24 protein-coding genes are annotated in these 22,330 nt (G+C 48.8%); 9 read left to right on the forward strand and 15 right to left on the reverse strand.

What is annotated here, in order from left to right:
• The first annotated feature begins 204 nt into the window (after positions 1-204).
• On the forward strand, positions 205-1,107 hold the full coding sequence (locus LGV68_RS12105) for an endonuclease/exonuclease/phosphatase family protein (RefSeq protein ID WP_202660337.1): 903 nt from the start codon (positions 205-207) through the stop codon (positions 1,105-1,107).
• 72 nt (positions 1,108-1,179) lie between these two features.
• Here LGV68_RS12105 and LGV68_RS12110 read toward each other — a convergent pair whose 3' ends face one another.
• The 5 genes from LGV68_RS12110 to LGV68_RS12130 form a co-directional block, all read right to left on the reverse strand.
• The gene (locus LGV68_RS12110) at positions 1,180-4,341 is read right to left on the reverse strand and encodes an efflux RND transporter permease subunit (RefSeq protein WP_252535281.1); all 3,162 of its coding nucleotides are present in this window, start codon (positions 4,339-4,341) and stop codon (positions 1,180-1,182) included.
• Between the two features lies 1 nt (position 4,342).
• A complete protein-coding gene (locus LGV68_RS12115; protein WP_229601567.1) occupies positions 4,343-5,323 on the reverse strand; it encodes an efflux RND transporter periplasmic adaptor subunit in 981 nt (326 codons plus the stop codon).
• Positions 5,324-5,392: 69 nt separating this feature from the next.
• Positions 5,393-5,851, reverse strand: a complete 459-nt coding sequence (locus LGV68_RS12120) for a YeeE/YedE family protein (protein WP_047457010.1) — start codon at positions 5,849-5,851, stop codon at positions 5,393-5,395.
• Positions 5,852-5,875: 24 nt separating this feature from the next.
• A complete protein-coding gene (locus LGV68_RS12125; RefSeq protein WP_020432696.1) occupies positions 5,876-6,295 on the reverse strand; it encodes a YeeE/YedE family protein in 420 nt (139 codons plus the stop codon).
• A 35-nt stretch (positions 6,296-6,330) separates the two neighbouring features.
• Positions 6,331-6,633, reverse strand: a complete 303-nt coding sequence (locus tag LGV68_RS12130; protein ID WP_020328451.1) for a metalloregulator ArsR/SmtB family transcription factor — start codon at positions 6,631-6,633, stop codon at positions 6,331-6,333.
• Positions 6,634-6,787: 154 nt separating this feature from the next.
• Between LGV68_RS12130 and LGV68_RS12135 the strand changes: the two genes are divergently transcribed.
• The 3 genes from LGV68_RS12135 (at position 6,788) to LGV68_RS12145 (ending at position 9,664) form a co-directional block, all read left to right on the forward strand.
• Positions 6,788-6,973 (forward strand): DUF2892 domain-containing protein, encoded by a 186-nt coding sequence (locus LGV68_RS12135; RefSeq protein WP_020328450.1) that lies wholly within the window; start codon positions 6,788-6,790, stop codon positions 6,971-6,973.
• 56 nt (positions 6,974-7,029) lie between these two features.
• Complete coding sequence (locus LGV68_RS12140) at positions 7,030-8,733, forward strand: FAD-dependent oxidoreductase (RefSeq protein WP_252535282.1); 1,704 nt, start codon at positions 7,030-7,032, stop codon at positions 8,731-8,733.
• 577 nt (positions 8,734-9,310) lie between these two features.
• Complete coding sequence (locus LGV68_RS12145; RefSeq protein ID WP_252535284.1) at positions 9,311-9,664, forward strand: terminase; 354 nt, start codon at positions 9,311-9,313, stop codon at positions 9,662-9,664.
• Between the two features lie 55 nt (positions 9,665-9,719).
• Here the strand turns inward: LGV68_RS12145 and LGV68_RS12150 are convergent, their stop codons facing one another.
• Entirely contained in the window at positions 9,720-10,592 is an 873-nt protein-coding gene (locus tag LGV68_RS12150) for a LysR family transcriptional regulator (RefSeq protein WP_252535286.1), read from the reverse strand.
• Positions 10,593-10,693: 101 nt separating this feature from the next.
• On the opposite strand from LGV68_RS12150, the gene LGV68_RS12155 reads away from it, so the two are divergent.
• Positions 10,694-11,305, forward strand: a complete 612-nt coding sequence (locus tag LGV68_RS12155; protein ID WP_252535288.1) for a LysE family translocator — start codon at positions 10,694-10,696, stop codon at positions 11,303-11,305.
• 4 nt (positions 11,306-11,309) lie between these two features.
• Here the strand turns inward: LGV68_RS12155 and LGV68_RS12160 are convergent, their stop codons facing one another.
• Positions 11,310-12,278, reverse strand: a complete 969-nt coding sequence (locus tag LGV68_RS12160) for a diguanylate cyclase (RefSeq protein ID WP_020328447.1) — start codon at positions 12,276-12,278, stop codon at positions 11,310-11,312.
• Between the two features lie 138 nt (positions 12,279-12,416).
• On the opposite strand from LGV68_RS12160, the gene LGV68_RS12165 reads away from it, so the two are divergent.
• Together LGV68_RS12165 and glpD are read left to right on the forward strand one after the other, a co-directional pair.
• Complete coding sequence (locus LGV68_RS12165) at positions 12,417-12,854, forward strand: DUF3069 domain-containing protein (protein ID WP_020328445.1); 438 nt, start codon at positions 12,417-12,419, stop codon at positions 12,852-12,854.
• A 303-nt stretch (positions 12,855-13,157) separates the two neighbouring features.
• A complete protein-coding gene (gene glpD / locus LGV68_RS12170; RefSeq protein ID WP_252535290.1) occupies positions 13,158-14,708 on the forward strand; it encodes a glycerol-3-phosphate dehydrogenase in 1,551 nt (516 codons plus the stop codon).
• 60 nt (positions 14,709-14,768) lie between these two features.
• Here glpD and LGV68_RS12175 read toward each other — a convergent pair whose 3' ends face one another.
• Positions 14,769-15,815: an AbrB family transcriptional regulator gene (locus LGV68_RS12175; RefSeq protein ID WP_024375183.1), complete on the reverse strand. Its 1,047-nt coding sequence runs from the start codon at positions 15,813-15,815 to the stop codon at positions 14,769-14,771.
• 225 nt (positions 15,816-16,040) lie between these two features.
• Entirely contained in the window at positions 16,041-16,949 is a 909-nt protein-coding gene (locus tag LGV68_RS12180; protein ID WP_252535292.1) for a LysR family transcriptional regulator, read from the reverse strand.
• A 116-nt stretch (positions 16,950-17,065) separates the two neighbouring features.
• Here LGV68_RS12180 and LGV68_RS12185 point away from each other — a divergent pair, with 116 nt between their 5' ends.
• The gene (locus LGV68_RS12185; protein WP_020328440.1) at positions 17,066-17,569 is read left to right on the forward strand and encodes a lactoylglutathione lyase family protein; all 504 of its coding nucleotides are present in this window, start codon (positions 17,066-17,068) and stop codon (positions 17,567-17,569) included.
• A gap of 47 nt (positions 17,570-17,616) precedes the next feature.
• On the opposite strand, the gene LGV68_RS12190 is transcribed toward LGV68_RS12185, so the two are convergent.
• The gene (locus LGV68_RS12190; RefSeq protein WP_199465977.1) at positions 17,617-18,084 is read right to left on the reverse strand and encodes an HPP family protein; all 468 of its coding nucleotides are present in this window, start codon (positions 18,082-18,084) and stop codon (positions 17,617-17,619) included.
• Positions 18,085-18,184: 100 nt separating this feature from the next.
• Here LGV68_RS12190 and LGV68_RS12195 point away from each other — a divergent pair, with 100 nt between their 5' ends.
• Positions 18,185-18,742 (forward strand): TetR/AcrR family transcriptional regulator, encoded by a 558-nt coding sequence (locus tag LGV68_RS12195; RefSeq protein WP_158129170.1) that lies wholly within the window; start codon positions 18,185-18,187, stop codon positions 18,740-18,742.
• Here LGV68_RS12195 and LGV68_RS12200 read toward each other — a convergent pair whose 3' ends face one another.
• From LGV68_RS12200 to LGV68_RS12220, 5 genes are read right to left on the reverse strand one after another with little or no spacing between them, the layout of a single operon-like run.
• Complete coding sequence (locus tag LGV68_RS12200) at positions 18,743-19,711, reverse strand: D-2-hydroxyacid dehydrogenase family protein (protein ID WP_222724241.1); 969 nt, start codon at positions 19,709-19,711, stop codon at positions 18,743-18,745.
• Positions 19,712-19,771: 60 nt separating this feature from the next.
• Positions 19,772-20,365 (reverse strand): O-methyltransferase, encoded by a 594-nt coding sequence (locus LGV68_RS12205; protein WP_222724243.1) that lies wholly within the window; start codon positions 20,363-20,365, stop codon positions 19,772-19,774.
• Between the two features lie 33 nt (positions 20,366-20,398).
• Entirely contained in the window at positions 20,399-21,085 is a 687-nt protein-coding gene (locus LGV68_RS12210) for a DUF4336 domain-containing protein (protein WP_208564436.1), read from the reverse strand.
• A gap of 22 nt (positions 21,086-21,107) precedes the next feature.
• Positions 21,108-21,722: a LysE family translocator gene (locus tag LGV68_RS12215; protein WP_222724248.1), complete on the reverse strand. Its 615-nt coding sequence runs from the start codon at positions 21,720-21,722 to the stop codon at positions 21,108-21,110.
• A gap of 25 nt (positions 21,723-21,747) precedes the next feature.
• Complete coding sequence (locus LGV68_RS12220) at positions 21,748-22,278, reverse strand: GNAT family N-acetyltransferase (RefSeq protein ID WP_252535294.1); 531 nt, start codon at positions 22,276-22,278, stop codon at positions 21,748-21,750.
• Positions 22,279-22,330 lie beyond the last annotated feature (52 nt).

Here is a 22,330-nt window from a genome sequence, read left to right on the forward strand (position 1 = left end):
TCGTATTAGACGAGATGACATAGGAAAAAGTATTGATTTAGATCAAGCGATCAGGGCCTATGGACAAGAACAAATCGATCTTATAGCTTGAGATCTCAAAGCTGAAAGAAACCCTAGAAACACTTTATTTTGTGATAAAAATAATTGCTTTTTGTGGAACACTGACAGCACGTGCTCTGAACCGAATCAATAAGAAGAAATGCGATGAAACGAAATAAAATCACCGCGATTTTAACGTCAGTCATACTGCTCACACTTTCTCCATGGGTATCGGCCAATACCCTGACCGTGAGCAGTTGGAATATCGAATGGCTGACGCTGAATCCGTCTGCACCGAAAGATAAAGGTAAACGCTCCGAGCAGGACTTCACCGCGCTCAGGCAGCACTTTGCGAAGCTCAATAGTGATGTTCTGGCTTTTCAGGAAGTGGATAGCATCGACGCAGTGGAAAATGTGGTGGGGCCAGGCTATCACGTCGTGCTGTCTGATCGCTCGCAGCCGAATCATGCCGGGCACCAGTTCGGTGACATAAACCAATACACCGGATTTGCCGTACGAAACGGAATTCCGTTTCGCGATCCACCGGACATCGACTTGTACGACAAACGTAATCACAAGCTGCGGTTTGCGGCTTATATCGTGCTCTATCCGGATACACCAAACGCGCTGCATACGTTGTCGGTACATTTAAAAGCGGGTTGCTCCGGCAAGTTTCAATCAAACCAGTCGAGCTGCCAGACACTGCTCAAGCAAGGTAAAGCGCTGAATGCTTGGATAAAGCAACGCGAGTCGAAGCAGGAAGCGTATCTGATCATGGGCGACTTCAATCACAACCTTGCGTATCGTGGTGACTGGTTGTGGCAAGCCATGACGCAGGGCACGAAAGCTGAACCGACACTTGCCAGCCAGCAAACCCAAGCGACCTGCAAAGTGCGCTCCCGCCAGCAAGCCAATAAGTTGCATCAGTTCCGTTCGTTGATTGATCACGTCATCATCAGCCCTAACCTCAAAGCGGACGAAACCCGGCAGGTTAACTTTGATAGCCAACAGGTACTGAGCTACCAACTGAGCGATCATTGTCCGATGAGCAGTCAAGTGAGCTGGTAGGCATAAAAAAGCCCCGCCATCTCTGGCGGGGCAAGACACAAGTTACTCAAATCTATCGTTATCGCTTATGCATCATTGCTGAAGTTCAAAGCGTTTTTTCATCACCACATAGTATAGGACGGGAATAACCAACAAGGTTAATATTGTCGAAACAAAAATCCCGAAAATCAGACTGATAGCCAAACCGTTGAAGATCGGATCGTCCAGAATGAACATCGCGCCAATCATCGCCGCCAGAGCGGTCAACATGATGGGTTTTGCCCGCACCGCTGCGGATTGAATCACAGCTTCTGAAAACGCCACACCCTGCTCGACCTGCTGATTAATGAAATCCACCAGCAGAATCGAGTTACGTACAATGATGCCGGCCAAAGCAATCATGCCGATCATCGATGTCGCGGTGAACTGCGCGCCAAGCATGGCATGACCGGGCATCACACCAATAATGGTGAGCGGAATCGGCGCCATGATGATGAGCGGTACCAAATAGGATTTAAACTGTGCGACGACGAGCAGATAGATCAAAATCATACCTACCGCATAGGCAATCCCCATGTCACGGAATGTTTCGTAGGTAATGGTCCATTCCCCATCCCATAATACCGCCACGCCGCTCAGACCATCCGGTTGATGAATATAGTACTGTTCCAGATTCATCTGCTGATCAAGCGTAGAACCAATAGTGAACATGCCGTACAGCGGGCTATCAATGTCACCCGTCATATCGCCCACCACCATCACCATCGGCACCATGTTTTTGTGCACAATGTAATCTTCCATTCGGGTCTGTTTGACACTGACCAGTTCTGACAGCGCATAAGCCTGTCCGCTCTGGCTGGATACATTCATGTTCAGCACTTGTTCAAGACGCACTTTCGCTGTTTCACTTGCCTGGATCTGCACCGGAATCGGGTACTTATTGTGTTCACTGTGCAGATAGGTGACAGGCTTACCACCCACAGCCGTCGCTAACGCGTCCACAATGGCTGAGTATGGGACAGCCAGACGCGCCGCTTTGCTGCGGTCAATATTCACCTGCCACTTCTGATGCGATTCCGGCAGATACATATCGACATCGACAATATCCTGAGTCTCACGGAAGATTTGACGCACCTGGCGCGCCGCCTGATTACGAATTTCCGGTGTCGGACCATACACTTCCGCCAGAATTGGTGACCATACAGGCGGACCCGGCGGGACTTCGACCACTTTCACCTTACCGCCAAACTTCAAAGCAACTTTGTTCAGCACGGGGCGAATCGAACTGGCAATCTCATGGCTGTCGCGATCACGCTCCTTACGTCCAACCAAATTGACTTGAATGTCACCCTGATTGGCTTGTTCGCGCATAAAGTAGTGACGAACCAGTCCGTTGAAGTTGATCGGCGCCGCCGTACCTGCATAAATCTGGTAGCCAGTCACTTCAGGCACCTTATTCAGTTCCTGTCCCATATCAAACAGTACGCGTTGGGTACGCTCGAGTGATGTGCCTTCCGGCATATCCAACACCACCTGAAACTCTGACTTGTTATCAAACGGCAGCATTTTCAGCACTACGGCTTCGAACACAGGCAACAAGACCGAACCTGCGATCAGTGCCAATACAGCAAGCAGCAGCATAAAGCGGTTACGGGTTTGGTGTTTGGCGGTGACAAACGGCGTCATAATGCGATGGAATACGGAATTCGCGGCTTTCCCTTCGCTGTCGTGTTGGGCGGGTTTCAACAGATGTCCGGCGAGCCATGGAGACACCACAAAAGCCACCGCCAGAGAAATGAGCATCCCCATCGACGCGTTGATCGGAATCGGGCTCATGTACGGCCCCATCAAGCCGCTGACAAACGCCATCGGCAACAGAGCGGCGATCACCGTTAGCGTTGCCAGAATGGTCGGGCCGCCCACTTCATCAACCGCAGGCGGAATCAACTCCGCCAGTTTGCGTTTGCCCATCGACATATGACGGTGAATGTTCTCCACCACCACGATCGCATCATCAACCAATATCCCGATGGAAAAGATCAATGCGAACAGCGACACGCGGTTGAGGGTAAAGCCCCAGGCCCATGAAGCAAACAGGGTGATCATCAACGTCACGATCACTGCCAGCCCCACCACAATCGCTTCGCGCCACCCCATGGTCAGCAAGACCAGAATCACGACAGCGGTGGTGGCAAATGCCAGCTTACCAATCAAGGTGTTACTTTTATCTGCGGCGGTTTTACCGTAATCACGGGTGATTTCAACCTTGATACCATGCGGAATCAGCTGGTTTTGCAGCTCAACCACACGAGTTTCCACCGCTTTGGCGACGTCTACCGCGTTTTCACCGCTCTTCTTAGCAATCGCCAGAGTTACGGCTGGATAGATCCCACTCTTATCACTGGTCCAGACATTCTGGGTTGCGGTGTTTACGCCCAGCCCAACGGCCGCGATATCTTCCAAGTAAACAGGCAGACCATTGTGCACGCCAACCACCAACTGTTTGACGTCCTCAACATGCGTCAAAAACTGACCGATTTGCAGCGGCAAGGTCTGATTATCACTGGTCAGTTCCAACACCGTTGAACGAGCATTCGCAGACGGAATACTCTGATTGAGCTGATCGATAGTGATACCAAAACTGTTCATTTTCGCAGGATCCAGACGCACATCGACAATGGTGTTGTGCCCGCCCACGGTGTAAATGTCGCGCGTGCCTTGAATGCGCTTGAGTTCCGTTTCCAACCCATGCGCGACCTGAGTGAGTTGTTGCTGGTCATAGTGACCAGATTGGTCAGACAATGTGATATTTACGATCGGGACATCTTCAATGCCTTTGGGTTTGATAATGGGTTCACCGACGCCCACACCTTGCGGCATCCAGTCTTTGTTTGAATAGAGCTTGTTATAGATGCGCACCACCGCATCGTTGCGCGATACGCCAACCTTAAAGATGGCGACGATCATGGCGCCATCGGGCTGGGAAAAGGAATAGATTTTATCGATACCCTGAATTTCAGAGACTATTTGCTCTGCTGGAGTTGTAACCAGACTCTCCACTTCTGCAGGTGTTGCTCCGGGAAACGGAATATAGACATCGGCGAACGTCACATCGATTTGAGGTTCTTCCTCTTTTGGCGTGATGATGACCGCAAACAATCCCATGAGCAGGCCAACCAACGCCAACAAAGGCGTCATGGCCGAATTTTGAAAGGCCGCAGCGATGCGACCCGAAATACCGAGTCGTTTGTCCATATCATTGCCCTTCTGCTGCTAATACCGTGGTTGCAATTACATCCCCGGGTTCTAAGCCCGACAGAACTTCAACGTAGTCTCCGTATGTTTGACCAAGGCGAATCGGATTCAGTATTCGCGCATCGTTGACGACGCGATAAACAGCGCTCAGTTCCGCGCGGCGAATGACCGCAGAGCTCGGCACCAACAGTACGTCCCGGCTGCTGTATTGAAAATCGGTTTTGACCCACATACCTGGTACCAACAGCGGCGTGTTGTCCGGCAACGATAAGCGAATTTTGAAATTGTGGGATTGGGGGTCGGCATAACTGAACAGGCTGTAATCGGTCGGCATCACCGCGTCACCGGATGGCGCGAGAACATGGAACTGGGCCTCCTGTTTCACTTTATCCTGATAGCGCTGGGGAATGTCGGTTTCAACTCTGAGTTTTTCCAGTGAAAAACCGCTGATCAGCGGCGTTCCCGGTGCCACCGTTTCGCCCAGTTCAACATGGCGCTGTGTCACCACGCCGGCATACGGCGCCGTAATGTTGGTGTAACCGAGCGACTCTTTAGCCTGCGCGACCGCTGCCTGGGCCGATTTCACCGACGCTGCTGCGCTGCGCGCGCGCGCTTCGGCGGAATCCATTTGATCACGCGAGATCGCGCCTTTGGGAAACAACTGGCGATAGCGGTTGACCTGAGCCTGCGCTTCGCGATTTTGTGCCAGCGCACTTGCCAGTTGTGCCTGCGCGGCGTCTAACGATGCCGATTGCTGAACATCACTGATTTCCAGCAACACCTGACCTTGCGTAACGTGATCATTCACATCAACAAACACACCAATCACCCGACCGGAAGTTTGTGCGGCCACCGTGCCCTGATTAACAGGCTCCACGACCCCATCCAGCTGAATCACCTGCGGCATTGGCTCCGATTTGACGGTAAAGACATTGTTTACGGTTTCAGCATGCACCAGACCCGATTGGCTCAGTGCTGCCATGATACTCAAAGTTAACCATTTCATCGTGCCAATCTCCTTTGACATTCAGCTGCTTAAAGCATAGTGATGTTAAGCGGTCTGTGTTTGACTCTCTCGGTTATTTTTAACGCAGATCAATAAGTTGGTCGTACCTAAGCCAACCATCATTGATGCGAAGAAGATCCAAACTCCCGGGTTACCCAGCGCAAGGCTTGATAAGGCCGGCCCCGGGCAGATACCAGCTAACCCCCAACCAATACCGAAAATCGCTGCCCCACTTATCAGGCGTGAATCCAGAGACTGATTGGTCGCCAGACAAAACTTTTCGGCATTAACAGGTTTACTTTTCGGTTTGATCAGGAAGAAATAAGCTGGCATAAACACCATCAATGCGCCGCCCATGACAAACATTAAACTCGGATCCCAATCACCGGCGACATCAAGAAAGCCCACCACTTTCGCAGGATCTGCCATGCCTGAAATCACCATACCCAAACCAAACAACAGCCCAGCAAACAGAGACGTTAATCGAAACAAAACATTATTCATTGTGATGACCTACTACTGACGTTTTTAAACAAGGTGCAGACGTACAAAGACTGTAACCGCGGCAACAACCATAAAGACACACGTCGCGACTATCGAACGCTTAGACAAACGGCCAATGCCACAGATGCCATGGCCACTCGTACAGCCATTTCCTAAACGGGTGCCAATACCAACCAACAGACCCGCAACAGCCAATAGCAAAGAACTGGCGTTAAATTCCGTCGGAATGTGGCTGCCAAATGCCAATACACCTAAAACGCCGCCGGACACCATGCCAACCGCAAACAACAAGCGCCACGCAAAATCACGCGACTTGGGCGTCAAGAGTCCGGTTAGAATACCGCTGATACCCGCGATTTTTCCGTTCATGAGCAACATCACTGTCGCTGAAATACCCAATAGCACGCCTCCTAGCAGGGATTCCCAAGGCATGGTAAACGTCATAGTGTCCTCTTATTATCTCTCTGAATTTAAAATACTTAGCCACAGAATACGGTTTGAAGGCTTTGAATCAGTTGCGCAACCCGCGAATCGGCGAGTGAATAGAACACTTGTTGTGATTCTTTCCGCGCTTTGATCAGCTCGTGCTTTCTAAGCACCGTTAAATGCTGAGAAAATGCCGATTGACTGAGTGACGAACTCTGCTGCAACTGCCCGACCCCCACTTCACCTTTGGTGAGTTGGCACAGCACCATCAAACGTTCAGGGTGAGCCATGATTTTCAATAGCTCAGACACTTCCACCGCATTGGACTTCATTTGATCAATATTGACGGCTTCCATCATTATCCCCTTAGTGAACTTGTTGTTTAGATGATACTAATAAACATAAATTAGTCAAACCTTATTTAGATTTTTAAAATTTAGACAAATTAACATTAGACTTTTCTAATTTATATAACTATAGTAAATCCATCATCCAACGGAGGGTATTCACATGACGATTGATAATGGCGTACGAGTAATCGCGGGCAGCATGGTACTGCTTTCTTTGATTTTGACGTTTTATGTTCACCCGAACTTTATCTGGCTCACCGTGTTTGTCGGGGTGAACCTTATCCAAAGTGCGTTTACAGGGATTTGTCCAGCGGCCTACTTTTTGAAAAAACTTGGGTTTAAATAATCAGTCCACACTATGTTTGTAATGTCAGTTGGACTAGAAAATATTTGGAGTAATTTATGACTAAGATTGTGATTATCGGTGGTGTCGCCGGTGGTGCCTCCGCGGCTGCGCGTGCGCGTCGTTTAAGCGAAGATGCACAAATTATCATGTTTGAACGTGGTCCCTTCGTTTCGTTTGCCAACTGTGGCTTGCCTTATCACATCGGTGGTGACATTAAAGAACGCGCGAATCTACTGCTGCAAACCCCAGAAAGTTTTCTGGCTCGTTTTAATGTTGACGTGCGAGTCATGAATGAAGTGGTTCGTATTAATCGTGCAGATAAAACCATCACCGTACGTAACCTGCTCGATCAATCCGAGTACGAAGAAAGCTACGACTTTCTGTTGCTGAGCCCAGGAGCCGGCCCTATCGTGCCGCCGATCCCGGGTTTGGATAACCCACTCACCCACTCTCTGCGTAACATTCCGGATATGGACCGTATTCTGGAAACCATTCAGATGAACCAGCCTGATCACGCCACGGTCATTGGTGGTGGCTTTATCGGTTTGGAGATGATGGAAGCGTTCCACCAATTGGGTATCAAAACCACGTTGATTGAAATGGCCGATCAGGTGATGACACCGGTTGACCGCGAAATGGCTGGTTTTGCCCACGCAGCAATTCGCGCGAAAGGCATCGACTTGCGTCTGGGTGTAGCGCTGCAAGCGGTAGAGTTCAAACCAGCCACCTCAATGCCAAGCATTGATTCCGGTGAAAATATCGAACATCAACACATGAACGGTGAGCTCGACCTGACATTGAGCAATGGAGAAACACTGACCACCGATATCCTGATCATGGCGATTGGTGTGCGCCCAGAAACCAAACTCGCCGCTGAAGCAGGCCTGCAAATTGGCGAGCTGGGGGGTATTTATACCAACGAACACATGCAAACCAGCGATCCAAACATTTATGCCGTTGGCGACGCAATTGAAGAAAAGGACTTTGTGACGGGTCAATCGACCTTAGTGCCACTGGCTGGCCCTGCCAACCGTCAAGGTCGTATGGCCGCAGACAACATGCTTGGTCGCAGCGAAACCTATCAAGGCACTCAAGGTACCGCGATCTGTAAGATCTTCGACTTGGCTGTTGCTTCAACAGGTAAAAACGAGAAGCAACTCAAGCGTGCGGGTATCGAATACGAGAAAGTCTACGTTCATACCGCGAGCCACGCGAGCTACTATCCTGGTGCTGAAATTGTGTCATTCAAAATGCTGTTCGATCCGAAATCAGGCAAGATTTTCGGCGCTCAGGCCGTGGGTAAAGATGGCATCGACAAACGCATCGACGTCATGGCGGTTGCGCAGCGCGCTGGTATGACTGTTGAGCAGCTGCAACATCTTGAGCTGACTTACGCGCCGCCTTACGGCAGTGCAAAAGACGTGATCAACCAAGCCGCATTTGTCGCCACCAACATCATGAAAGGTGATGCAAAAGCGATTCACTTTGATGAAATCGACAGCCTCACCGATGAACAAGTGTTGCTCGATGTGCGTAATCCGGGCGAACTGCAAAATGTCGGTTATCTGCCAGGCGCCATCAACATTCCGGTTGACCAACTGCGTCAGCGCATGAACGAACTGCCAAAAGACAAAGAAATCATCATCTACTGTCAGGTTGGTTTGCGCGGCAATGTCGCTTATCGCCAACTCGTCAACAACGGCTACAAAGCTCGCAACTTGCTCGGTGGTTACCGTACCTACCTGTTTGCAAAAGCCTAACGTTGTCGCATTTTCTTGTTAATAAACAGCCAGCACCTCGTGCTGGCTGTTTTGTACTCAAAACAACCTGCCCTATGAAATGCTTCATACAAACTATTTATTAATGTGAGTGATATGTTCAAAATCGATTAGATTAGGGCGCGCGTAACGGATGTTATTCTGATAAGAAAGGACAACTTAGTGCCCTTATTTTAGTTTGTTGATACGCTAGTTTTTACAGCCATTTTTATCACACGTGATCTTTTCATGTGAATTAACCCAATGATGGGCATTTTTCTTCGTATCTGTTCCACACCCAGTTTTTCCTCCTTTATCCCCACGGTGAACTACACCTGTAGGAGTATGTTTTACTGACATATTATTTCTATCCTTAGCTAACTGATTTTATTGGAAAAATGACCAACTTAAGGATTAGTAGCTCAACTTCATCGTGTCAATAATCATCATATTTGGTACCAGATAACTTCGGAAAGTTCGCAGAGTAATATCGTTCAGAACAATGACATAATACATGTCAGTTTTGCTAAGCTCGATTTTAATCTCACTTTAACGCATCATTAAGATTCAAGGATAGAACATGAAACTGAACGATATGATTGAATGGCAATGGAGCGGTTACGCGTCGTTCCATCAGTCTCGGAAAAACCTGATCATTCACATCGTATTTGTGCCGATGTTTATCATCAGCTTTATCTCTTTCACCCGCTCACTACTTGGATTGGAACTCGTTTCTGCGTTGAGTTCTTTGTTCATCATGGCCTTATCGTTTGGTCTACAAGGTTTAGGACACAGTCAAGAAGTCAATCCGGCAGTGCCATTTACAGGGTTCAAAAATGCCGTCGTTCGTATCTTGCTTGAACAGTTTTATGCCTTTCCCCGATTCGTATTGACGGGTAAATGGTATCAAGCACTGCGAGATTCAGATTCTTGAAAATTCGTTACCAATAAAACAAAAAGCCTTTGGAAAAATGCGGAGCACCTCTTGTCTAAACGTTTTCATCCCTTGGCACTGATAACGCCATCGTCTGTTTGAGCCATTCGATAAACTGCCGTTCCAATGCCGTTTCATCGCGCTGCTGACGCAGCAACACATAGTCGTGTCCAGAGAGGCGAAAACCAAACGGTGCAACTAACCGGCCGCGTTCAATTTCATCCATCACCAACGGATAGGAACCGATGGCGGCGCCCAGTCCATCTTGTGCGGCTTGCAAACAAAAGTAGAAGTGTTCGAAGGTTTGCTCTGCGGCGTCGGTAAACTCACAAGACTGATCTTCTAACCACTCTTGCCAAGCTAAGGGGCGGGTCTGACTATGCAATAAAGTCATCGCCTGCTGTTTTGTTTGAACGCTTTGCCAATATTGTGGTGACATCACTGGCCCCACCCACTCGGCTACCAGCGTTTGTTTCTGATAAGGCTGAGTCAGCTCAAAATCATCGCGACGAATCGCCAAATGATATCCTTGAGAGCCGAGATTCACCGGTCCGCCAGCGGTCGAAAGCCTGACATCGCCACTCGTTTGCTGATGGAATTGGTTCATACGCGGCATCAGCCAGCGCATGGTTAAAGTCGGTTCGCAAGACACTTCCAAATGCGGCAAACGTGTTGTGCGCAACTGTTCCACACCCTTCTCTAAAGAGCTGAATGCCTGGCTGGTGAATGCTCTGAGTTCCATGCCCTCTTGCGTGAGCACGACATGGCGCCCCTGCTTGATAAACAAGGGGACACCCAAATAGGTTTCCAGAGTTTTGATCTGTTTACTCACCGCTCCGTGAGTAATGTGCAGGGTATCTGCCGCCTGAGTAAAGCTCGCGCTTTGCGCTGCCACATGGAAAACGTGAAAAGCCTTGAGATGCCGCATCTGTGAATTATTCTCACTTATTGATGTCATTTTTTTCGATTATAGGCGGCCAACGCACGACGTACAATCGGCGCATCACTTCAACTCAAAGGAAATTTGTGATGGATATTTTCACACTCGCTATTGTTGGTCTGCTTATTGTTATCAGCCCTGGTGCTGACTTCGTCTTAGTATTGAAGAACAGCCTATCACATGGTCGCCGTGCAGGCATGTTCAGCGCTCTGGGCATCAGCCTTGCGATTACTGTTCACATTGGTTATTCACTGCTTGGAATCAGTTACCTAATTTCACACAATGAGACACTTTTTAATCTCATCAAATATTCAGGTGCCGTCTACCTGGTTTACTTGGGAATCAAAGGCATATTCTCGGCGAACACCAATACGGTCATCACCGCAGAGCAGGACTGCCATTTACCCGGCTATCGTTATTTCGCTCAGGGCTTTTTGTGCAATGTGCTCAATCCGAAAACCATGCTTTTTTTCCTCAGCATTTTCAGCCAAGTGATTTCTGCTGACGATTCATCGTCTGTGTATGCGCTGACTTATGGCGCTTACATGATTATTCTGCACGGACTGTGGTTTGCATTGGTGGCGACGTTGATGACATCAGCCGCGCTGCAACAAAAGTTGCGACGCATCAAACCGCTGATCAACAAAGCATGTGGAGTGGGATTAGTGTCGTTCGGCGCTGCATTAGCACTCAAAGCCTGAAGCTTTAAGCAAAACTGCTTTCTGAAATAACGTAGCAATTGCGGCCATTCGTTTTAGCCTGATAGAGTGCGCTGTCGGCTTTTTCATACACCTGCGCCAGCGTTTCATGGCCATCTGGTGTTACCGTCACCACACCTTGCGATATGGTTACGTGGTCCGCAATCGCACTGAATGCATGCGGATAATGAATGTGTTCGATTGAATCCTGAATGCGCTCCGCCGCTGCGCGGGCGCCTTCAACATCGGTATTTGTCAGCAGAATCAAGAACTCTTCGCCACCGTAGCGACCAACAAATTCACCACTACGACAAAACAGTTTATTCGCCGCTTGCGCAATAGTGTGCAGGCAGCGGTCCCCTTCGATGTGGCCGTAATTATCGTTGAAGGGTTTGAAGTGATCGACGTCAAACAGAATGACGCTCAAGGACATTTCGTGACGACCATGCCACGAAATCATTTCGCGCAGTTTCTCATCCATAAAGCGGCGGTTAAAGACCTGAGTCAGACCATCTTCGTTGGCCTGATGTTGCAAAATACGGTTGAGTTCTTCGAGCTTCGCACTGGTGCGCTTCAGTTCTCGACGCATGTTGGCAATGCGTTGCATCGCCAGCAACTTAGAGTTGAGCACCATTTTATCAACGGGTTTAATCAGGTAGTCATCGCCACCCGATTCAATCGCACGGGCGATCATCGAAGGCTCGTCATGACTGCTGAGAAAAATGATGGGAATCCACTCCTCATCATAACGACGACGAATTTCCTGAGAGACTTCAAAACCGTCCATATCCGGCATCGAAACATCGAGCAGGATCAGTTCAGGTTCAAAACGCGGATAAATATCCAATGCATCCCGTCCACTCGACGCGACCTCGACAGAATGGCCTAATTGCTTGAGGCGAATCGCGAGTTGCATCCGCTCCAGTTGAATGTCATCAACCAGTAATATCCTCATGGATGAGCCGGAACCTAACATCGACACCTCTTTGCAATACAATCATATGCTTACCTATAGCATAACTTTCTCACGCTTTCACTGCTTTATTTGGCCTGTTGTATTGACTTTTCAGCGGAAGTTTTTAGCATTGCCTTTTTCATTAATGGAAACTTTTTCATGTCAGAAACTACACAAACTGAAGCTCCGAAAGTGGACTTAGAAGCCATTTCTCCAGAACTACGCCAGGTGCTTGAATTCGATCAGGTACCCGAAGAGATGTTCCTGATGGTCACCTCTATTCACGAAGTCTCTGAAGAAGCGGTCCGTGAAGCTTGGGATAGCCTGCCAGCTAGCGCACAAAACGTACTGGACAACTTTGAACAGTTCCACGCGCTGATTTCAGTAAGCCAAGCATTTGCTGGCCTAAACGTGATGGAAGAGTTCCCAACCCTGAATCTTCCAAAAGAGATGACTGAGCAAGATAAAGAAGAATACCGTGCTCAGTTGCTGGATCAGGTACTGCACAGCTGTGTGAAAGACATGGTTAAGCAAATTAAGAAAGCGCGTCGTGATGCGATTCTTAAGCGTGATTTCAAAGAAGTGTTTCAGAAGTAATCAACACTTCCGATGAATGAAAGCCCGTTGCCTTTGGTGACGGGCTTTTTTGTTGTTGGATACATACCATTCCCTGCCTGCGTTTTCGTTCCTTCTCACTCCCTATTCATCAAGTTGTCACCTTTCGAGTGCAAAATTGCGCTCCATTTTGGACTTTTTGCACAATAAAAGCACACCTTGACGCTCGAACGCTCATTTATTATGATCAAGATCAAAATTGCTTCAGGGAAAACTCCGCTTTTGTGCGGTTTAGTGTTTTCATACGAGCATTAAGATACAAAAACGAAAATCAAGGCCAATAAAATGAAACAGAACTTAAGCTCAACACGTTTTACTGAAAATGAAGTGCTCGACATCATCATTGTTGGTGGTGGTATCAATGGCGCAGGTATCGCAGCCGACGCTGCGGGTCGTGGACTGAAAGTGGGTATGTATGAATCACAAGATTTTGCCGGCGCAACCTCTTCTGCCAGCTCTAAGCTTATCCATGGTGGTCTGCGCTATCTTGAGCATTATGAGTTTCGTTTAGTGAGTGAAGCACTTGCCGAGCGTGAAGTTCTGTTGAAAAAAGCGCCTCACATTGTAAAGCCGATGCGTTTTCGTTTGCCGCATCGCCCGTTCCTGCGTCCAGCCTGGATGATTCGTATTGGTCTGTTCCTGTACGACAACTTGGGTAAACGTACTTCTTTGCCAGCGAGTAAGAAAGTCGCGCTAAAGGCAGGCGAAGTAATGAAACCGGAAATGAAAATTGGCTTTGAATATTCAGATTGCTGGGTCGATGACGCTCGTTTGGTGATTCTGAACGCGATTCAAGCTCAAGAGCTGGGTTCAGAAGTGATGAACTACTGCCGCGTCGAACACGCAAGCCGCGACGGCGATATCTGGACAGTGACACTGTTTGATGAGCGTACACAACAACGTTTCGTGCGTAAGAGTCACGCTCTGGTTAACGCAACGGGGCCTTGGGTTAAGCAGTTTTTGGACGAAAGCATCCATGTTCGCTCCCCTTACGGCATTCGCCTGATCAAAGGCTCCCACATTATCGTGCCGAAGATTCACAACGAAGAACAGGCGTACATTCTGCAGAATGAAGACCAGCGTATCGTGTTCGTGATTCCGTACCTGGGCAAATACTCGATGATCGGTACCACTGACGTGGAATACAAAGGCGACCCGCGCAAGGTGGCAATTTCGCAGGAGGAGCGCCAGTATCTGGTCGATATCGTCAATAAACACTTTGTACGCGAAATCAGCACATCAGACATCGTATCTGAATTCAGCGGTGTGCGTCCTTTGTGTGATGATGAATCCAACTCACCACAAGCGATCACGCGTGACTACACGCTGTCGTTGGATCAACAAGGTGAAGAAGCACCACTACTGTCTATCTTTGGCGGTAAACTGACCACATACCGTAAACTGGCTGAGTCCGCGATGAAGCATTTGTCGCCATTCTTCCCAAACATGAAAACAAACTGGACCAACGAATCTACACTGCCAGGCGGCGAAGATTATGTGTACGGTAACATCCGTAACGAACTGAAACGTCAGTACCCGTTCGTCAACGATGCCACGCTGGATCGCTGGCTAACTTGTTACGGCAGCCGTACCCGAAAACTGCTGGCCGATGTCGCATCCATTGAAGATCTGGGTACCCAGTTCAGCGATACGCTGTTCCAACGAGAAGTGGACTACCTGATTGAAAACGAATATGCCTACAAAGTGGATGATATTTTCTGGCGTCGCAGCAAATTGGGTATCGATCACGACAGTGCCACGATTGAACAGGTTGCTCAATACCTTGCAAAGTGTCACTCCTCACACGTTGAGCCTGCCCTCAAAGCCGTGATTTAACTTTCGCTCTGTTCAAGTCTTGATTAAAAAAGCCACCTTCGGGTGGCTTTTGCTTTTCTCTCAGCTTTCACTGTGACGCAGCGCTTCCAGTTTGTTTTTCAACAATGCGGGCAACGTATAAAGCAACAGCAAGCGAATAGCGTGGTTAACCATCACAAACGCGGGTTCTAAACCCAGCAGTAGGGCTACCGCGGTCATCGCTTCGACACTGCCCGGAACCCAAGACAGCAGCATGACCATCCAAGGCATTCCGAGTAAAAGAGAGGCGATATAGGAAGTTACAATCGCAACCGACATCCCAATGATGGTGACCATCACCCCCGCTTTTGAATAGGAAACGGCTTCACGCAGTGTAGTCTCGGCCAATCTGGCACCAATCAATACGCCCAATAAAGAGGTGGAAAAGAGCACCAACCATACGGGCACCGCAATGGAAACTGGCGCCATAATCCCGTTACACGCAGCGGCAATGACTAACGAAGCGATCATGTAAGGCGCCGGGATACCGAATCGTACCGATAACTTGCCGCTCACCATACTGATGGCGACGATTCCAGCCAGCACACTCCACTGCTCTAGATCCAGCGTGATACTCTCTTTCACCACTTCCGCAGCATTACTGGAGACAATACCAGCCAGAATAATCAGGATGATTAAGCGCACTGAGTGGGCATAAACGACTTTCGGTGACGGCTTGCTTTCTGATTCACTGATCACCAGTATCGCAGCCATCGCGCCCGGCACTGCTGCCAATAACGATTCGAACGGATTCCAGCCTTCACGTTTATGCAGCCACCAGAAGCTGCATCCCGTTTGCAACATCAAGCAAATCACCAAGCCAACAATCACGGGCACACTGATGGTATGCGCCAATTCAGCGATTGATATCGTCGCGCCAACGCTGATACCCAGCACGACCTGAATAAACATCAGTAACGTTTTAGGGATACGCAACGCATGGTGAAAGCGCTTACGCAGAAGGATCACCGCAAATGCCGACAAAAACAGTCCGGTCAGCGGCAAGGTAACAATCTGTGCAGCCAGAGAACCGACCGCCGCAATCGCCAGAATTTGCGCCAGATTAGTGATAGAAGCTCGTTCGAACATGTTTCGCTCTTTTAATACCACAAGGACAACCATCAAGGTCGCCATTCATAAGAAGATGCAAGTTGAAATTTTTGTGCTGAATACAATGAAAGCCGTCACCTGAGTCCTAAACGCTCTCAATGCGCAGCCATCTGCACAAAAAGGCGAAGAAAAACGGGCAGAGAACGAACAGATAGCAGCGTCGTGCCATTCTACCTCTACCCAAGATCAATTGTATCGACACACTCAGGTCACTGCGCGTAAACAGGGGGATAGCATCGTTTTTAATGCCTGATTAAGATACGCCATGCGCTGAGGTAATACGCGGTGACGTTTGTGTATCAGATATAAGGTTTCATACACTTGGGTTTCGCTCTGCCATACCGCAATGCTGCTCTGATCAACAAAGCTACTGATCGCCGACTTCGGTAACAAAGTAAACCCCAACCCTTTCGCAACAGGTATCAGTATCTGATTGATTTGATTTACATAACTTTTCACTTTGAGACGGGCGGTATCCAGATTGCGAAGCGCTTCATCACCACAGCGTGACAAGTAAAGTGACAAGTAATGCTCCGCATCAGGGTGACTGACTAATCCCAGTTCCAACAGCGTTTCTGCTCGATGGCAGCGCTGCTCATACCCTTTGGGCACCACAATAAACAACGGCTCCTGCCCGATTTCTTCTACTTGCAACATGCTTTGATTAGGCACGTAAGTCACAATGCCCACATCCGCGTCTCCATCCTCGATTTGACGCATGATGCGCAGATTAGGTGCTGCTTCCACTTCAATCGATAACCCAGAATGCTGATGCTGAATATCCAAAAGCTGCGGATATAACGTCAACGCCATCGCTCCTGAACACGCCAACTTATAGCGGCCAGAAAAAGGATCATCCTCACCGAGTTTAATCAGTAGGTTACGTTCATTTTGTTCTTGTTGGCAGGCGTAGTCATACACCATTTTGCCCTGCTCAGTGATCTCAAATGTTTTATTGATGCGCTTAATCAGGGTATGACCACACGCTTCTTCAAGTTTCCTGACATGCTGACTCACCCCTGGCTGGGTCATAAACAGCTTCTCGGCGGTCTGGGTAAAGTGACCCGTTTCAATCAGAGTTTTGAAGGTTGCCAACCAGTTCGGATTCAACATAGCTTCACCATAATAATAAATTATCAAAATAAGAATATATGATAATTTTTATCGCATCTACGTTTTGCTTAATCTGTGCCTGTTCCAAAACACAAATCAAAACAAACGAGGTCATTATGTCTAATACTTATCCACGCGTTTTCTCTCACATTGGCATCTCAGTGCCCGATCTGGATGCGGCCGTAAAATTTTATACTGAAGTGCTGGGCTGGTACGTCATTATGCAGCCTACTGAAATTATTGAAGATGATTCAGCGATCGGCGAAATGTGTACCGACGTGTTTGGCTCAGGCTGGGAACGTTTTCGTATCGCTCATCTGTCAACTGGCGATCGGATTGGTATTGAGCTGTTTGAATTCAAGAACCAACAAAATCCGGAAGACAACTTCGAATACTGGAAAACAGGTATCTTCCACTTTGCGGTGCAAGATCCAGACATTGAAGCGCTTGCTGAAAAAATCGTCGCCGCTGGCGGTAAAAAACGCATGGCCGCACCACGATTCTATTACCCGGGTGAAAAGCCTTATCGCATGATTTACATGGAAGACCCATTCGGTAACATTCTTGAGCTTTATAGCCACAGCTACGAACTTCACTACTCTGCTGGCGCCTACAACTGATCAAAGTGTCAGCCGCCTGCTTGATTAACGCAGGTGGCTGATGTTGTTCAAGCTCTGCTTTGACGAGCAGACAGCCACTTTCTGCTCCAGAGCTGATTTAGCTGGCCACACAATACAATCACCAACGCACCAATCAAAACCGGTGTTACCAGAAATGACCAACTTTGCCCGGTTAACATGATCAGCAACGGATTAGCGCCTGCCGGCGGATGCGTAGTTTTGGTCACTAACATCAAACTGATCGCAAACCCTGTGGCAATCGCCAAGCTCCATGGCTCCACGGGCAGCCAATGCACAAATACAAGCCCCACCGACGCCGTAATCAGGTGACCGAAAATCACGTTCTTTGGTTGCGCCAAGGGACTGTCCGGCACACCAAATACCAAAACTGCCGTAGCCCCAAATGGCGCCATTAACCATAGCCCCGCACTGCTCCAGGCATCTGCGTAAGAAAGTAAACCAATCGCACAGGTTGCCGCGAATCCGGCGAGCAAAGCGGACTTCAAATGATTCATTCTGTTTCTCCTTGCAAGTAGACCAACTTGTCTACCAATTTAAAATAGACAAGTCTGTCTACCTATGTCAACATCAATTTTATCGACACGGGAGAAACGTATGAGTGACAAGCGCGAGCAGTTGATCCAAACCGCACTGCTGCTGTTTTATCAATATGGTATTCGGGCGATTGGGATTAACGAAGTGCTCAAACAATCGGGCATTGCTAAGAAAACGCTCTATCACCACTTCAGCAGCAAAGAAGATTTGGTGCTGGCAGCATTGCAATATCGTGATGCCATCTTTCTTGATTGGTTACGCGGAGAGGTTAAATCCTTTCATCCAGGCTTAGAGGCCATGCAAGGATTATTTACCGCGCTGGATCGCTGGTTTCACAACGGCGTACCAGAACTGAATCCGTTTCGCGGCTGCTTTTTTATCAACACCGCCGTTGAGTATCGGGAAGATAATCCGCAGTTGGTCGAGTACTGTCGAGCGCACAAAGCCAAAGTCCGCGACTTAGTGCGTCAATGCCTGACCGACGAACAAGCCCAGCAGGCAGAGTTACTGGACACGTTATGTGTGCTGAAAGAAGGAGCCATTGTGACAGCGCAGGTCAACGGCGACATGAATGCCGCCCGGCCCATTCTGAGTTTGCTGCCACGTTTGTTGGCTTAATTATTTGCGCGCAACCAGATTAGTTGGTTGCCCTTTGGCAAACGCGACAACGTTGTCAAAGGCATGCTTGAAATAGAGCTCGTAGCTTTGCCGCTCGACGTAGCCCAGATGCGGCGTGCACAGCACATTGGTAAGGTTTAGTAGCGGCTGCGTACCTGATTCACAAGGTTCTTGCTCATACACATCAACCGCGGCAAGGCGGGTTGGGCATTCTGTCATTGCACGATACAACGCGTTAGGTTCCACCAGCTCTGCACGACTGGTGTTCACAAACAACGCATCCGATTTCATCGCGGCAAGATCCTGATACGTCACAATGCCGCGCGTGGCCTCATTCAGTCTCAGGTGCAACGAGATAATATCTGCGCTGGCGAAGAATTCGGCCTGACTTTCGGCAGCGCTGAAACCGTGCTCATCAGCAAGTTGGCGTGATGCCTCACTGCCCCACACTAACACTGGCATACCAAACACCTTGGCATACTGCGCGATTTTCTGGCCAATTTTTCCGTAACCCCAGATACCGAGAGTTTGTCCGGCGAGCACTCGCCCTAGCCCTAGTCCGTCATTTTGCTGCCAATACCCTTGTTGAAACTGCGTTATATACTGCGGAATATGGCGAGAGGCGGACATAATCAGTGCCCAACTCAACTCTGCAGGAGCAGTCGGTGAGCCAATCCCCTCTGCGATCTCAACGTCGTAGCGATGACACAGATCGACATCAATATGATTACTGACTTTACCCGTTTGGCTGATGAGCTTCAGGTTGGGACAGCGGGCCAGCAATGATTCGGTGATCACGGTGCGCTCGCGGATCAGCACCAAGGCATCAAAAGGTGCTAAAGCAAGCGCCAACGCTTCTTCCGTCTCGAACGTGTGGTTAAACACCGTCACGTCATGGCCATCCAACAGTTGAAAGACTTTCAACCCGCGTACTACATCCTGATAGTCATCCAGAATTGCGATCTTCATTGTCATTAGTCCGTTTGTTTCACGTAGTTAATTGGATTTTTGATTTTATTGTCTGATGCGTCACACAGACTTATAGATCAGGTATTCCCCTTTGCCGACCGTGAGCAGACTGGTGGTAAATTCGTCACGCTGTTCAAAGTAGTCGACAAAAGTTTGTATCTCGTTTGCGTGTGAAATGGCGTTGTCGACCACAATCACGCCACCAGGTTTTAAGCGCGCTAACACAGGTTCAATCAATTGAGGATATACACTGCGCTGAGTATCCATAAACACCAAATCAATCTCTTGGGGTGCATGGTGTATCTGTTCAAGCACATCGCCGACTAATATATCGATCGAATGTTCAACCCCAACCCGCTTAAAGTTGGCCATGGCCTCTGCCACTTTATGTTCGCTGCGCTCGATCGTGAAGATTTTGCCGCCTTCAGGCAGTGCAGCCGCGAACCATAGCGTCGAATAGCCATTTGATGTACCCAGTTCCAGTATGCGTTCTACCTGACAGCTTTTGACTAACCAATAGAGAAACTCTCCGGTATCACGGGTGATGTTAAGGTACTTGAAATTTCTATCCTGCTGCTGAGCGTCATTGTTGATTCCCTGCTGTTCCAGTGCATTCAACTGAGTCTGCATCTCAGGGCTGAGTTTGTTTTGCATGTTGCTCCTCCTTCTGCCACACCGTTTACCGCTTTATTGCAACCAGCTAAATGAGCGTCGCAAAAACGCGGTGCCGTTTTCGGTAATGCGTTCACCATGCGCCATCACGATTTGATGGGGTTGCCAGGTCAGCATAGTATCGAGATGCTGCTTCGCCTCGCGTTTATGGAAGGTAAAGCTGAGACGCCAATCCAGTGGCATTTTTCCGTGAGGTGCCACCACACCGGCTGCTTTGGCTAGGGACATTTTCCAGCCGCCAAACGCTTTGGGTGAGAAGTTTTCAATCAGATCAGTCACAATCAGCGTTGCACTGGCGCGGTGAAAAAAGACCGCCTCCTGCATCACCTTAGAACCGGTAAAGAGCAGATATGCGATCTCTTCATGCCAAGGGCTAACGAACTCTGCATTCAACACGCCATCAAAGCGGAGATCCGGCCGTTTATCGATCACCTGCTGTGTACCGTAGGTACGAGCATTAGGATAGGCTTGTTGCCAGTCATGGACGAACAGATGGTGCAGATGATTGGGCGCGATCAAGTATTCCACCTCCCCCAACGCATCAATCTCTTGTTGCAGTTCAGGTGTCAGACGAATCGGACTATGAATCCAGAGTTTATAGTTAGCTCGCCTGACCACCGTCATTCGAGTGGTATAAGGCAAAGTAAAGAAAGGCACCGCCTCTCCATCTACAATCCAGATATTTTCGCCAATTGCATGCATGTTGCACCTCTTGGTTGGAGTTTCACACGTTCAGTTGATACACAATTTCTCGTACGACAGGAATGACCGATACCACTAATAAGGCCGCCATCACCCAGTTAAACCATTGTCTTTGCTTTGGAGACTGAAGCCATTTTTTGAGTAACGACCCAAACATCAGCCATACGCCGACACAAGGAAAAGAGACAATAAAAAAGGTCGCCGCGATAGTCAGATTCTGAGTGACAAAGTTTGCTCCTACCGTGGTGAAAGCCGCAATCGCTCCGGTTGCCACCACCCAGGCTTTGGCATTCACCCACTGGAAAAGCGCCCCTTTCATAAAACCAAACGGTTGAGTTTGTGCCGCCGTCTGAATGGCATCCGATGAGCGGGCAATCAACCAGGCAAGATAAAGTAAATAGGCCGTACCGATGCATTTAATGAGCAGGTGTAACATAGGAAAGAGATCAAACAGCTGGCCAAATCCAAGGCCGACCAGTAGCAGCATCACCGTAAAACCGACACAAATCCCGGTCAGCAGAGGCAAACTCTTCTTTACGCCAAAGTTAAGCCCCGACGTCATCACCATAATGTTATTAGGACCGGGCGTAACCGATGAGGAGATCGCAAACAGAATCGTCGCCCACAAATATTCCATATTCCGCTCTCCTTAGTTTAAGGGATCAGCTCACCGAGCGGTCCGTTTCAATCCAGTAACGCGCCAGTTCACACCCAAATACATCTCCCCAGATCAGGCTTTCAAACACGCCACCATTGCGTTCGATTACCCCTCTCGACGCCCAGTTGTTCGAGTCCGCGACCAGCAGTGCACGTTCAATGCCTAAATCGTGTGCGTGTTGCAGAGCGAGAGACAGCATCTGGCACCCGGCCCCTTTTCTACGATGTGATGGCGCAACGTCGTAACCGATATGACCACATTCCAGACGCAAAAAGTCATTCTCAATATGGTGCCTGATACGGATGGCGCCAATCACTCGCTCTTCATCATCCACCAGCCAGAAATGGTTGCAAGGCACATAGCCCGGTGGTAAACCAATGCCCCGATCTTGATCATTAAGTTGCAGCACATATTGTCCGAAATCATGCAGGCTGGGTTCGTAATAAGCGGCATTGTCAGGATCATGGGTAACAAAATCCTGATAAAAATTCGCAAATGCACGCTGATAATTGAGATGAGGAGAGACTAGTTTCAATACTTATTCCCTTCAGACAAAAAGAGCCCGATTTCGGGCTCTTTAAACATCA

Source organism: Vibrio sp. LQ2 (assembly GCF_023920125.1).
Taxonomy (GTDB): Bacteria; Pseudomonadota; Gammaproteobacteria; order Enterobacterales; family Vibrionaceae; genus Vibrio; species Vibrio fluvialis.